This window comes from Epilithonimonas sp. 33E, from assembly GCF_059372615.1.
In genome coordinates this window covers 3,756,336-3,769,758 of the sequence record NZ_CM182009.1, presented here as the reverse complement: position 1 = coordinate 3,769,758, position 13,423 = coordinate 3,756,336, and the positions used below count along the sequence as shown (strand labels likewise).

The 13,423-nt window shown below is 35.8% G+C and carries 10 protein-coding genes; 2 read left to right on the top strand and 8 right to left on the bottom strand.

What is annotated here, in order from left to right:
* Positions 1 to 17: 17 nt before the first annotated feature.
* From porW to AC5P2S_RS17300, 5 genes are all read right to left on the bottom strand, one after another.
* On the bottom strand, positions 18 to 2,555 hold the full coding sequence (gene porW / locus AC5P2S_RS17320; RefSeq protein WP_494555763.1) for a type IX secretion system periplasmic lipoprotein PorW/SprE: 2,538 nt from the start codon (positions 2,553 to 2,555) through the stop codon (positions 18 to 20).
* An 81-nt stretch (positions 2,556 to 2,636) separates the two neighbouring features.
* Positions 2,637 to 3,209: a Maf family protein gene (locus tag AC5P2S_RS17315; RefSeq protein WP_494555762.1), complete on the bottom strand. Its 573-nt coding sequence runs from the start codon at positions 3,207 to 3,209 to the stop codon at positions 2,637 to 2,639.
* A gap of 10 nt (positions 3,210 to 3,219) precedes the next feature.
* Complete coding sequence (locus AC5P2S_RS17310) at positions 3,220 to 3,741, bottom strand: KdsC family phosphatase (RefSeq protein ID WP_494555761.1); 522 nt, start codon at positions 3,739 to 3,741, stop codon at positions 3,220 to 3,222.
* A 75-nt stretch (positions 3,742 to 3,816) separates the two neighbouring features.
* The gene (locus tag AC5P2S_RS17305) at positions 3,817 to 4,719 is read right to left on the bottom strand and encodes a GLPGLI family protein (protein ID WP_494555760.1); all 903 of its coding nucleotides are present in this window, start codon (positions 4,717 to 4,719) and stop codon (positions 3,817 to 3,819) included.
* Positions 4,720 to 4,804: 85 nt separating this feature from the next.
* On the bottom strand, positions 4,805 to 7,531 hold the full coding sequence (locus AC5P2S_RS17300) for a hypothetical protein (RefSeq protein ID WP_494555759.1): 2,727 nt from the start codon (positions 7,529 to 7,531) through the stop codon (positions 4,805 to 4,807).
* 232 nt (positions 7,532 to 7,763) lie between these two features.
* Here AC5P2S_RS17300 and AC5P2S_RS17295 point away from each other — a divergent pair, with 232 nt between their 5' ends.
* Complete coding sequence (locus tag AC5P2S_RS17295) at positions 7,764 to 8,645, top strand: cupin-like domain-containing protein (protein ID WP_283415922.1); 882 nt, start codon at positions 7,764 to 7,766, stop codon at positions 8,643 to 8,645.
* 62 nt (positions 8,646 to 8,707) lie between these two features.
* On the opposite strand, the gene gdhA is transcribed toward AC5P2S_RS17295, so the two are convergent.
* From gdhA to AC5P2S_RS17280, 3 genes are all read right to left on the bottom strand, one after another.
* Positions 8,708 to 10,066, bottom strand: a complete 1,359-nt coding sequence (gdhA, locus tag AC5P2S_RS17290; protein ID WP_283415923.1) for an NADP-specific glutamate dehydrogenase — start codon at positions 10,064 to 10,066, stop codon at positions 8,708 to 8,710.
* A gap of 183 nt (positions 10,067 to 10,249) precedes the next feature.
* Positions 10,250 to 11,356, bottom strand: a complete 1,107-nt coding sequence (gene dprA / locus AC5P2S_RS17285) for a DNA-processing protein DprA (protein ID WP_494555758.1) — start codon at positions 11,354 to 11,356, stop codon at positions 10,250 to 10,252.
* A gap of 30 nt (positions 11,357 to 11,386) precedes the next feature.
* Positions 11,387 to 12,163, bottom strand: a complete 777-nt coding sequence (locus AC5P2S_RS17280) for a rhomboid family intramembrane serine protease (protein WP_494557047.1) — start codon at positions 12,161 to 12,163, stop codon at positions 11,387 to 11,389.
* A gap of 144 nt (positions 12,164 to 12,307) precedes the next feature.
* On the opposite strand from AC5P2S_RS17280, the gene AC5P2S_RS17275 reads away from it, so the two are divergent.
* Positions 12,308 to 13,417: a DUF3078 domain-containing protein gene (locus tag AC5P2S_RS17275; protein WP_283415925.1), complete on the top strand. Its 1,110-nt coding sequence runs from the start codon at positions 12,308 to 12,310 to the stop codon at positions 13,415 to 13,417.
* The last annotated feature ends 6 nt before the right edge of the window (positions 13,418 to 13,423 follow it).

The window sequence follows — 13,423 nt, the reverse complement described above, 5'->3', positions numbered from 1 at the left end:
TGATATTGCTCTTTTTTTTATTTCTTTCTTTTGGCTTGTTCTGGAGTTGCTGTTTTTACTCCTGTTTGTTGAGGCATTTCTACACTTCCCGGAATTCCTGGTCCGCCAATTGGCGCACTGCTGTTCAACTGCTCTTTTTGTCTTTCCTCTTCTTCAGCATTAGTGGTCGAAGGATTATCTTTCTGTGACATTGCGTTTCCATTTTCATCTGTGAATTCCAATTTTGCGTCACTCTTTAAAAATTTAAGAAGATCCTTGGCTTTTTTACCTTCGGGCGTATTGCCATAATTAAGAACAATCTGTTCCAATTGCAGAATCATAATTTCTTTTCCTGCAGTTTTGCCGGCATTATAAGCGTTCAATAAATAAAATTTAGGCACCAATGCATCTTTTGGATGATCTGCAATGGCTTTATCAGCCATCGTGGTTGATTCCGAATACTTTTCTGTCAGATAAAGATTGTAAGCATCTGCATATAGTTTTTCCACATCTGCAGAGGATTTGTTGAAATCTTTGCTTTTTGGATTTTTTACAAATTCCGCATAGGAAGTATATGGATATTTCTGAAGAATAATCTGTTTTGCTTTTTCCGCGTCGGCAGGATTTTTTTCATAATTGAAAACGAAAATATTATATAAAGCCAGCAAATCTGTTTCTTCGTCGGGTTTGTTATCTACAAGATCATATAGGGTTTTGGTTGCCAGTTTTGTATTTCCGAAGAATGATTCATACATTCTTCCCATTCCGAGACTGGCAGTGTCCCTGTCTTTTTTGAGCTTGTCCAGTTCTGTTTTTGATGTAGGAATTTTTTCTATGTAGAACTCTGGTTCCAAACGTCTGGGATCCGGAGCACTTGTTATTCCTAATGCTTCATTTTTGAGATCTTCAATAGTTGTTGTTTTTGCAGAATAACGCCAGTTATCCTGTAAGGTTCTGTTCCCCCAAACTTGTTTGAAAGCCGTTTCTCCTCTTGGGATATTGTTTGCATTGGCAAAATAAAAGGTTGATCCTCCAGTATTAATTCCAAAGTTTTGGAAGCTGTTGCTATCTGTAGAATTATTTGCGAAAATAGAATTGGAATTGTAATCCCCATTATCAAAGCCTTTGCTTCTTTCGGCTCTTCTTTTTTCTAATGCTTCGGCAGCTTCCTTTTCTTTGATTTTCTCGATGTATTTTGTAAAATATTCTCTTTTTTCAGCATCGGTCATTTTTGCCAAAGCCAGGATACTGTCATTCTTTTTTACAATATAATAGTTTTTTGAAAGCTTTTTGATATTGGCAGTAAGATCTGTTAACCTGTCTTTTTCAGGTTTATAAGTCATAACTGCTAATGCGCTGTCATAATAAACTCCTGCAGTCAAATAATCATCTTTTGCAAAATATTTTTTTGCCAACTCAGAATAAGTCAATCCACGAATCTGAGGATCGGATTGCTTCTCTTTTAACGCTTTTCTGAAATAAGAATCTGCTATAGAATCTTTTGTCGCAGAAGTTGCAATCAGGCCGCTGGCATAATATAATTCATTTTTTCGGGAAGCGTAAGTTCCTTTTTTGGCAATTTTATCGATATAAGCAATGGCCTCTTCATAACTGTCTGCTTTTCCGTCAAAAGTTTTTGCAATTTCTATTTGGGATTTGACTTCAAACTCGTAGTTGTTAGCATACTTATAAGCTGTTGCAAAGGATTCTCTTGCTTCGGGTTTTTGTCCCAAATCAGAAAGAATCTGTCCTCTTAAAAATGCAATTCTACTTCTTGTTTTTCTATTTTTATTGTAAGTAAAGGCTTCATCCAGAACTTCAGCGGCTAGTTCCTTTTTACCCCACTTCAAAAAATTATCAGCCTGATAAACTTTGAGAATTTTTTTATGCTCTTTTTTTAGTTTTATCTTCGGGTCTTCTTCTAATTCCTTAAAAACTTCATCCGCTCGGTAATATTCTTTCATTTTTGTGAAATTGGCAGCCTGATAAATCTTAGCCAGAGGCAATCTTTTATCTTTGCTCATGGTATTGAAAATATAACCAAGCGCATCAAGGGATTCCAAATATTTGCCTTGATACATTCTTGCTTTGGCCAGCAAAATATAAGCATCAAATATTTTCTTGTTTTTCTCTACACCGCTGACAAGAACAGAATATTTTGAAATTGCTTTTAATGCTTTTGCTTCTGTAATCTGAAGTGTGGATGCGCCCTTTTTGGTATTGTTGGATGATAAACTTCTGTCGCCTCCGCTATTGTTAAATGTCGCTTCATTACCGGCTCTACCTCTTAGCGGCATAGGACCGGAATCAGAGCCTGATGTTGAAACACCGTTTTGCAAATCATCCATATTATCTTCTGTAGTATAGACAGAAATATACGGATCGAAGAAATTGTCCATATGTGCTTTGTCTCTGCTTTCGAGTTCGAAATTCAAAGCTTCCTTACTGTTAAACAGGGTGTTATAATAGGTCATAAACCTGTTCATGGGTCCACTTTTGGTCTTTTTCTTCTTTGTTCGTGGATTACAGGCAATAACGCTGATGACGGCAAGTATGATTAGTAAATATTTTTTCATCTAATTATTTGAAATGAAATTCAAGTTTAATCTGTAAAAATAACGAAAAATTGCAAAGAAAATTATTCAAGACAGTTAGTTTTAATAATTGTTCGGAAAGCAACCCAATTTCTTAAGCTCCTCATAAACCAAATCTACGGGAAAGCCCATTACAGAATAAAAAGAGCCGGATATATTTTTTACTTTTGCCATTCCTAGCCATTCCTGAATTCCATAAGAACCGGCCTTATCCAATGGCTTATAATTTTTGACATAAAAATCAATTTCCGGGTCTGATATTTCCGAGAATTCTACATCTGTTTTGCTGGTTTTACTGACCTGATTGTCATTAGTTTTGATTGTAAAAGCCGTATAAACCTGATGTTCTTTTCCGGAGAGATTTCTGATCATTTCAAAAGCTTCTTTTTCATCTTTAGGCTTGAGAAGTATTTTTTGATCTAATGCAACAATGGTATCAGATGTTATCAGGATTTCATCAGATTTTAATTCCAAAGCTTCTGCTTTCTTTTCGGAAATATATTCTGCAATCTGGTCCGGCCTTAGATCAGAAGGATACGACTCATCAACATCAATTTTAACAACCTCGAACTGGTAGCCTAATTGTATTAATAATTCTTTCCGTCTGGGAGAATTGGAAGCCAGTAATAGTTTCATTTGTAAATATTTAAGCTGATTTTGTTTCTTCGTCAAGATTCCATTTTCCCTGGACTTTCATCACTTGTTCAATGACATCACGTACAGCACCTTTTCCACCAAAAACGGGAGAAATATAATCCGAAATGGCTTTCACTTCGGGAACTGCATTTGCAGGGCAGGCAGCAATCTCAGCTAATCTCATAATCCCGATGTCAGGAATGTCGTCGCCCATCATCAGAATTTCAGAATCCTGCAAATTATATTTTGATTTGAAATCTTCATAATCAGAAACTTTGTGAGAAGATTTGGCATAATAATCTTTGATGCCAAGATATTCCATTCTATTTTTTACCATTGGATCGTTTCCGCCAGTGATGATCCCAATTTTGTAGCCCTGCTTCAAAGACTGAACTACCGCATAACCATCCAAAACACTCATCACACGAGACATATTTTTGTCCGGCAGGAGATAGACACTTCCGTCTGTGAACACGCCATCAACATCAAATACGAAGGCTTTTATATTTTTAAGTTTTGTCAAATAACTCATTTCAATTGTTTTAAAATTGTGCATAAAAAAAGTCCTCCCGAAAGAGGACTATAAAAATAGTGTTTTATGGATAAACTAAGGATAAAGTGCGGGTTCGATTTTATTGTTATTATTTTTGATTTCTTCCTTTTGGTTTTTTTCCATTGCTCTGAGTACTTCCGAAGGATCAGTTACGATCTTTCCATCAATATTAAGCGTTAACTTCATATTACCTTGTGACAGGATCTGTCGCGTATCTTTTACAGGATCATTTTTATATTCCTTCCACTGCTTTCTGAACTGTTCTTCGGAGACTTCTATTTCTTTTCCGCCTGGAACGCCAAAAGTTTTGACAACCATACCGCCCCTTGTACTTCCGATCTCTTCTTTTTCGATTTTTGTGACTTCATCAAACTTTTTGCTTCCCACAAATTTAAAGCTATGTGTGCCGGTGGCATCTTCCAGCTCCAAAATAAGTCCCGGCAAGCCGTAGAATTTGTATGGTCCATCCTGAAAAGGGAAATCTTGTGAGAACCAGGCTGTCCAGGTTCGTCCTCCAAAATCTGCGGTGGCTTTCTGAACATCGAATTTGTCAATCTTTTTCTTATCCGGAAGAATTTTCCACACCACAGGCTGCTCATTTTTTACAGAAAATCTGGAATTTCCGATTCCTGTATGCAATACAACCGAGAAATCCGGATAGGATTTTGAAACCGAAAATCCGATCTTTCCGGAATTGCCCCCGCGATAATTAAAATTTGTGGAGCCCATCTGGATTTGTTTTTTGAAGTAGGCATCTCTTGTAGAATCGCTTACAAATTTTTGTCTGCTGTAGAAATTGCTTCCGTCTTTTTTAATATCCAGATACATGAGTTCCGTTTCCAGAGAATCTTTTTTTTCCAGGCTGGAAGCGAATTTGTATTCGTAAATAATTCTTGTTCCTTGGGCGAATGATAGAACGCTAAGGAAAATACTTAAAATAGATAGTGTTTTTTTCATACCTAAAAAATTAGTGATTTAAAATTATGCAAAATAAAAAGGCAGACAAAAAAATGAACTGCCTTTTTGCAATTATAAAATAGTGTTATTTGAAATTAAATTTTACGGTGAACATAAACTGGCTTGGGCGGATATACATTTGGTTGGTTGTAACAAGCTGTTGTACAACTTCTACATTAACAGTTTCATAAACTTTTCTGTTGGCGATATTCAACCATTTGAATTCGAAATCGATTTTTCTCTTAACCCAAGTGTATTGGTATGACAAATCGAAGAAAGAATTTCTAAAATTCTGCCCACTTGCTTTTGTAGAAAGATCATCCCAGTTGAAACCAAAAGTATGGTTGTCGCTTGGATAAATATAAGCTGCAAGATTATGATTCCAACCACTGGATGTAAATACAGTATTGTCATTTTTATTGGTATTTTTGCTCCAATTCAAATTGATGTTATAATCTACACTTAGCCAACTGAAATAAGTGTTGTTGAATTTGATACCCATTGTTTGTCTGCTATTCGCTGATTCTCTCAAATCGGAATTAAAATAAGAGAAAGAATTGGAATCTGTATTGGTGCCACTTACAGATAGATTGGTTTTGAATTTTGGAAAGTATTTGCCAATTTCTGCACCTTCTGTCTGGGTTCTGATTGTGTTCTCTCTGCTTTGCAACTCCAGTTGTGAAACAAAGCCATTGGTTGTATAACTCTCTATCAAATTTCTTTTGTTGGTAGAATAGTTATATCTTACATTGAAGAAGAGATTGTTCAAAGGATTACGATACTCTAATCTGGAGCCGATCATTCTGCTCAAATATTCTGGCATCTCAATATTGTTACTAAATCTTTTTTGCAAATTAGTAGGACTTGTGAGCATATTCCCGCCATACAAGAATCCAAAGTTTCCAAAATCATAGGATTGATTCGCAAAAGCCCAGATTTTGAAAAATGATGCAAAGTCTAAGTTTGCAAACAGGTTTGGTTCAAAAACAGTTTTACTTTTATCCAGATAATTTTGTCTGATATTATCTTTGTAAGTAATACCATAGAAATTCATTGGAAGCGTTAGATTCAAATTAAAATTTTGAGATTTGAAGTTAACACCAACTTGAGTATAAGGCATTACCTCGTTCCAATCCATATCATTTTGTCTATCTGTTCCAAGATAATAATTATTATTGTTAACTTCTCCTGTAATAGCCGATTTCAAATTGTTGAAGTTCATATTCAAACCAAACTCAGGTGTGAATGTCCATTTTCTATATGAAAATCCTACAGAAGCAGAATGATTAACTTCAAGAGTTTTAGAAATTGCATATTGTCTGATTTTATCAAAATTACTGAACCCAAAGTTTTCCATATAGTTTCCTGGGGAAACTGTGAGCGTTTGTTTATCTTTCTGATACTTAACGTAACTCATAAAATTAACAAGCTTGTCTTTCCAAGGAATAATTGTGCTTAATGAATTTTGGAATGTTCCGGTTGGAGATTCAAGAGATTCATTTGCAAATTTATGAATTGGTGTTGCTGTAGGATCATTCAATGCTGGAGGCAGATTGTTGTCTACATTTGCACGATCTGTATTCCAGAAGCTGTTCCAGGTAGTTGTATTTTTGAAAAATCCTTTTTTAGCATTCTTTGTGAAAATTAATTCACCCTTGGCAGCATTATCAAAAAATCTATTGTTGGTACTAGATATAAAAGTTCCACCATTTGGAAGTGTTGGTACTGATATAGAACCCGCTCCATAAACTTTTGTTTGTAGGTCTTCTCTTTTAATACTGTTATTGGTATAGGAAGCATTCGCCTTCAGTTCCCATTCTTTATTTTTGAAAGGGCTTGTTAATAAGTTGGCAGAAAAGAAGTGAACATTATTCAATAGATATCTTTTTTCAGGTACGTCCGGAACACCCGCTGTTTCTACGCTGGTCCAGGATTTTTGTCCGGCTTGTGATCTTCTGCCTTCCCAACGGCTTCCAAAACTCAAGAGGTTACCTTCTTTTTCTACACTTTCGCCATTGTTATTGGCTTTGTAATTGACAACCCACTGGTTTTTCTGTCCAAAGAACATCGGCGTCAATTTCACATTCCAAAGTAGTGGGCTGAAGCCGGCGCCAATTTCTCCGCGACCGGTCATCGTCACCGATTTCTTCAGTTTGATGTTAAGAGCAGCCTGTTCGGAAGGAACCTTATCTCTCAGGATGCTTACAGGCTGGTGATTTTCTAAAACTTCCACTTTTGAAACCGCATCTTTCGGAAGTGAATTATTAACGGTTCCATAACCACCTTCCATGAGATCTTTCCCGTTAACATAAAATTTGTTGATGGCTTCACCCTGGTAAAGCACTGTTCCGTCTTTATTTACTTCAATTCCCGGGATTTTTTTCAGAACATCGGCTAGCGTTCTGTCGTTTTTGTTTTCAAAAGACTTAAGATCGTAAGAGATTGTATCGCCTTTTTTTGTAATCAGTTTTGTTTTAAGCCTTACTTCCTGGATTTCAGTTGCCTGAGAATCCATTGAGAAATTCAGCTTTTGGTCTTCGTTTTTTATAGATTGTGTAATTGGCTTCTGATTAAAGGCTTTGATCTTAAGATCAAGATTATTTTCGGAAGAAGTTACATTCACTTTATATTCGCCTTTGGCATTGGAAATTCCATAAGCCAGGATGGCATTTTTTCCGGGCTCTTCAACAGTTACACTTGCGCTGGCAAGGGGTTTTCCGTCAGAATCTGTTATTACTCCCGAAATTGTCTTTTGCCCAAAAACAACCACTGTAAACATCAGCATAAAAAGGGCAGATAGAATTCTTTTCATAGTCATTAATTATATCACTAAAATGTTAGTAGATAAAATTTAAAAAATGTTACAAACTTTTTATTGGAGTTTAAAAATTTGATTAAGTTAAAATCTATGCTCAATATGCAGTTTGATAATAACCATTTATAAAATGAATGAATTCTATTTATAATTGTTATAAATAACAATGCGCTTTTTTTCTCACAGTAGATTAAAAATTAATAAATTTGTCGCTTAATATTACATTAACATGGGAATTATTCTTAAACCTATTGACATTGTAGATGATATCACCAAAGAAGAGTTCTTTGAAAAATACCTGAAGCCACGCAAACCTGTGGTAATAAAAAATATGGCAAGGAAATGGCCGGCTTATCAAAAGTGGACTATGGACTATATGAAGCAGACTGTTGGTGATGTAGAAGTTCCTTTGTATGATAGCTCAAAAGCAGATCCGGCGGCACCGATCAATGCTTCTGCTGCAAAAATGAAATTTGCGGATTATATAGATTTGATAGAAAAAGAACCAACAGATCTCAGGATTTTCTTATTCGATCCTATAAAACAAGCGCCTAAATTATTAGATGATTATATTTTTCCAAAAGATTTGATGGGAGGTTTCTTGGATAAGTATCCTAATATGTTTTTCGGAGGAAAAGGATCTGTGACATTTCTTCATTATGACATAGATATGGCGCATATTTTCCACACCCATTTCAACGGGAGAAAACACATTTTGCTTTTCGATTACAAATGGAAAGACAGATTATACCAGATTCCGTACGCCACTTATGCATTAGAAGATTATGATATTGAAAATCCGGATTTCAGTAAGTTTCCGGCTTTGGATGGAGTAGAAGGTATCGAATGTTTCCTGGAACACGGTGATACGCTTTTTATGCCTACAGGTTGGTGGCACTGGATGAAATATCTGGACGGCAGTTTCTCGATCTCTTTGAGAGCCTGGGACAAAAGTTGGGCAGTAAAAGCACATTCCCTTTGGAATCTGACGGTTCAGAGGAACTTTGACAACTTTATGAAACGAAATTTCAAAGCCAAATATATGAATTGGAAAGAGAAAAAAGCTATCGAGAGGGCTAATTACGCTTTGAAAAGAGGTTTGCCAAGATAAAATCTTTTAAATAAAAAAAGCAGCTAAATCTTAGCTGCTTTCATTTTTTATATAAGTATGGTTTAAACCACACCCTGAGCCAGCATTGCTTCAGCAACTTTTACGAAACCGGCAATATTAGCACCTTTTACATAGTTTACATACCCGTCCTCTTCTTTACCATAATCTCTACATGCTTTGTGGATACCGATCATGATTTCTTTCAGTCTTGCATCCACTTCTTCAGAAGTCCAGTTCAATCTGATAGAGTTTTGTGTCATTTCCAAGCCGGAAGTAGCAACACCACCAGCATTAGAAGCTTTACCAGGTGAAAACAACACTTTATTATCTAGGAAATAGTTGATTGCATCAAGGGTTGAAGGCATATTAGCAGCTTCCGTTACACAAAGACAGCCATTTGCGACCAAAGCTTTTGCATCGTCAAGATCCAGTTCGTTTTGAGTTGCGGAAGGGAATGCAATATCACATTTCACTTCCCAAGGTCTCTTTCCTGCAAAAAATTGTGCTTCAGGATATTTTTTAGCATAATCTTCAGCTCTGTTATTGCCGGAAGCTCTAAGTTCCAGAAGGTAATCAATTTTTTCTCCAGAGATTCCGTCTTTATCATAGATATAACCATCCGGACCAGAGATTGTCACTACTTTTCCTCCAAGATCATTTATTTTTTTGATAACACCCCAAGCAACATTCCCGAATCCTGATACAACAGCTGTTTTACCTGCAATGGACTCATTGATGGTTTTCAGCATTTGCTCAGCAAAGTAAACCACACCATAACCGGTTGCTTCTGGTCTGATCAAAGATCCACCGTAAGCCAGACCTTTACCTGTCAATACTCCGGTAAACTCGTTTCTGATTTTTTTGTACTGACCAAAAAGGTATCCGATCTCTCTTGCGCCAACGCCGATATCACCAGCCGGGACATCAGTTTCAGGGCCGATATGTTTGCAAAGCTCTGTCATAAAAGCCTGGCAGAATCTCATGATTTCCATATCAGATTTCCCTTGAGGATCAAAATCAGAACCTCCTTTTCCACCACCCATTGGAAGTGTTGTCAAACTATTTTTGAAAACTTGCTCAAAAGCCAAGAATTTAAGTACACTAAGGTTTACAGTCGGATGGAATCTGATCCCGCCTTTGTATGGACCAATCGCAGAATTCATCTGGATTCTGAACCCTCTGTTGACCTGGATTTCTCCTTTATCATCAATCCAAGGAACACGGAAAATGATTACTCTTTCCGGTTCAGCCATTCTCTCTAGGAGCTTCATTCCGGTATATTCTTTTTTAGTGGCGATGAAAGGGATTACAGTTACTGCAACTTCTTTTACTGCCTGAATAAATTCTGGTTCGTTAGGATTTTTGGCTTCGATTTTTGCCATAAATTCCTGAATCTTTTGCTCAACGTTATAGTGTTCCATTATTCTATAATTATGACAACAAATTTAATTTTATTTTCGAATTTCGCAAGTAATATTTTGATTTTTATTGAAAATTTAAGGATATTGACTTAATTTTTTGCTTAATGTATAATTACATATTTTGCGTTAAGAATTTTTGAAGTTAATGTTAATTTATTTCAAGTTTTCGAAACGTTGTTTTTACTAATTTATTTGATATAGCCTTCCGGAAAGACATTTTATGTAGCCATAGATCTCCAAATCCAAAAGAATTGGTAAAAGCTTATGATGCAGAATGTTAGTTTTGTCTGCAATCTCATCCAGAGAAATTGATTTTTCCTGGGTAATAATGCCGAGGATTAACTGATGTTCTTTCTTGTCGGGATCTAATTTTATCATCGGTTCTTCTTTAGGAAAGAGTTCCGGTTGAATGGTAATATTCAGATTTTGAATTAATGTTTTAATGTCAACAATAGCTTCCGCTTTGTTTATTGCAATAAGTTGATTACAGCCTTGACTGTACTGATCGGTAATTTTTCCTGGAAGCGCAAAAACATCACGGTTATAACCATTCGCATAATTAACAGTTGTCATAGACCCGCCGCCATAAGCCGTTTCCACAACTATAAGATGAGGTGCAAATCCTGCGATAATTCTGTTTCTCTGTAAGAAATTTTCTCTACTGATGTTATCGAAACTAGTGTATTCTGAGATTAAAGCACCATTGTTATCTAAAATTCTTTTGGCTAAATTTTTATTAGAGGAAGGATAAATTGTTTTGAGACTTTGTGCCAGAACCGCAATTGTAGGAATTTCATTTTTAAGTGATTCCTCGTGGACACAAGTGTCTGCGCCCAATGCCAAACCACTGATGGTGCAGATTTTTGTGTTAGTTAATTCGGACAAAAGATCCTGAATAAACTGTTTGCCATAGGATGTCAGCTTCCTGGTGCCGACAATGCTGACAGGATTATGATCAGAATTTAAATTGCCTTTGCAGAATAAAATGACCGGTGCATCATCACAGTTCAACAGCTGTCTTGGATACGAATCTTCATTTTGAGAAACGATTTTAATATCATGCTTTTCGCAAAATTTAATTTCCTTCTCTGCAACAATCAGGAATTCTTTTTTACCGATATCCTGGGTAATATTTTTACCGATACCGAAAATGGATTGAAGATTTTTTGGGGAAGATTCCCAAACCTGTTTAGCAGAGCCAATATTTTTTATCAGTTTACGCAGATTGGAATTGCCAATGTTTTTGCATTGCTTAAGCGCAAGGATGTAAAGATATTCTTCGGAAAACATAATTCATTTGTGTTTTCTACGAATATAAAACTATTTTTCTTTTCTACGAATCTCGTCCAGGTATTCCCAAATATTTTCCTGCTTCAGTTGAGGAAGTTCTTCAAAATCTTCGGGATGATTAGCGATATATTCCTGCCACATTTTATCGTCTCTTTCGCTATAATAATTAGGATATTCCCAAATGAATTTTCTTTTTTTTTCTTCACCGATTTTTCTGAAAATAACGGCTAATAAAATCCCTGTAATACTGCCAGCCAAATGAGACTGCCAACTGATCTTGCTCGGTTCCTGTAATTGAGAAAAAAATTCTTCCGGAAAAATTCCCCAAATCAGACTGCCGTAATATAGTGCAACAACAAGTGATACCGTCAGCAATTTCATATTCCAGCGAAAAACACCACTGAAAAAAATAAAAAAAGCCAGCATATAAACTAATCCGCTTGCACCAATGATACAGTTGTAATTCCATTGCCCGGTTGTGATATCAATTGGTGGTAACATCCAGACCAATAATCCGGAAGCAATCCAACCAATCAGAAAAATTCTAAAAGCGATTTTCGGATAAAATTCAAAAAGTAAAAATAATAGAATTGCTATCGGCATGGAGTTGCTGACAATGTGGTCAAGATTGCCATGTAACAGGGGCGCAAAGATAACTCCCTTCAGCCCCTGCGGTAATAATGGAATGATTGCTCCGTTGCAGCCTTCGAAAAATCCAAGATTCTGAAGTATAAAACAACTCCACATCAGTCCCAGCATAATTATTGGAACTAAGAAAGACCTTAGATTTAAAGATTTTAAAAACATTAATTTTAAGTTCACAATTTTACAGCCAAATTTCCGGAAGAGGTAATTTTGTCTGTAAAAAACTGCATGATCAATAAGAATTTGGTTATAAAGTCAGATTTTAGAAAATTTAGTTTTATTATTTTTGTTCAAAATTAGGTGTTAATGAAAAAGGTATTGGCGTTATTTTGTGTTGTGTTTGGCTTTTTGTCACAAGCTCAAATTACTGGTTATCAGAAAATAATTGATTCGATTAATCAAAAAAAATGGGATTCGACAGCAATAGATCTCGACAGTCTTGCCAATCCGAGAATCATTGATATAAGATCTATTAAGAAAGATTCTGTAAAAATTACCAATAATGTGGTAATTATTCCGAACAATAATGATGCAAGTCCATTAACACCATCATCTATTTTAACGTTGCCAACTTTGAAACGTTGGTTTGTATTTGGACAGAATAGTTTGGTTTTCAATCAGTCATCATTTGCAAACTGGTATGCCGGAGGAAACAATAATATCGGCATTATCGGAAAAGCGAACTATAATATCGTTTATAAAAAAGATAAACATTACCTGGATAATAATATCCAATTGGGTTATGGTTTTGTATCATCTACAGGCCAATCTACAAGAAAAACAGATGATTACATTAATATCATGACCAATTACGGTTACGAGTTGGCTCAGCATTATTATTTGTCAACAGGTTTTCAGTTTCTATCACAGTTCACAGCGGGATATAATTATTCCAACACGCCTGATCCGGTTTTTGATGACAGGATTTCAAAATTTATGGCACCGGGTTATCTTAATTTGGGTATCGGTGTCTCTTATAATCCGAACGAGAATTTTCAGGTCATTCTAAGACCGGTGAATGGAAAATTTACTTTTGTTTTGGATAAGAAATTACAATTTGCCGGTAATTATGGTTTGGAAAGAGACGGACAAAGCCTGCGGGCTGAACTTGGTGCAATGTTGAATGTTCTTTATAAAATTAAACTATTCAAAGATGCCACTTACATTAATCAAATTAATTTCTTTACCAATTATCTTCAGCATTCTGAGAGAGTTGATATCAATTACAGCGGAAGCCTCAATCTGAAATTTAACAAATATATTACAACAGTCGTGACTCTTGATCTGATGTATGACCACGATCAGATCCAAAAACTACAGAGAAAACAAACCCTTGGAGTCGGAATTACATATAATCTGGGATATAAAATAGAGCGCGACAACAAAACCGGTGTTATCAAGCCTTTCGTAAACTAAATCATT

What these genes read in the sequence shown, in the direction of transcription:
- porW (WP_494555763.1), bottom strand. Translation starts at nt 2,555, where the DNA reads ATGAAAAAATATTTACTAATCATACTTGCCGTCATCAGCGTTATTGCC.
- AC5P2S_RS17315 (WP_494555762.1), bottom strand. Translation starts at nt 3,209, where the DNA reads ATGAAACTATTACTGGCTTCCAATTCTCCCAGACGGAAAGAATTATTA.
- AC5P2S_RS17310 (WP_494555761.1), bottom strand. Translation starts at nt 3,741, where the DNA reads ATGAGTTATTTGACAAAACTTAAAAATATAAAAGCCTTCGTATTTGAT.
- AC5P2S_RS17305 (WP_494555760.1), bottom strand. Translation starts at nt 4,719, where the DNA reads ATGAAAAAAACACTATCTATTTTAAGTATTTTCCTTAGCGTTCTATCA.
- AC5P2S_RS17300 (WP_494555759.1), bottom strand. Translation starts at nt 7,531, where the DNA reads ATGAAAAGAATTCTATCTGCCCTTTTTATGCTGATGTTTACAGTGGTT.
- AC5P2S_RS17295 (WP_283415922.1), top strand. Translation starts at nt 7,764, where the DNA reads ATGGGAATTATTCTTAAACCTATTGACATTGTAGATGATATCACCAAA.
- gdhA (WP_283415923.1), bottom strand. Translation starts at nt 10,066, where the DNA reads ATGGAACACTATAACGTTGAGCAAAAGATTCAGGAATTTATGGCAAAA.
- dprA (WP_494555758.1), bottom strand. Translation starts at nt 11,356, where the DNA reads ATGTTTTCCGAAGAATATCTTTACATCCTTGCGCTTAAGCAATGCAAA.
- AC5P2S_RS17280 (WP_494557047.1), bottom strand. Translation starts at nt 12,163, where the DNA reads ATGTTTTTAAAATCTTTAAATCTAAGGTCTTTCTTAGTTCCAATAATT.
- AC5P2S_RS17275 (WP_283415925.1), top strand. Translation starts at nt 12,308, where the DNA reads ATGAAAAAGGTATTGGCGTTATTTTGTGTTGTGTTTGGCTTTTTGTCA.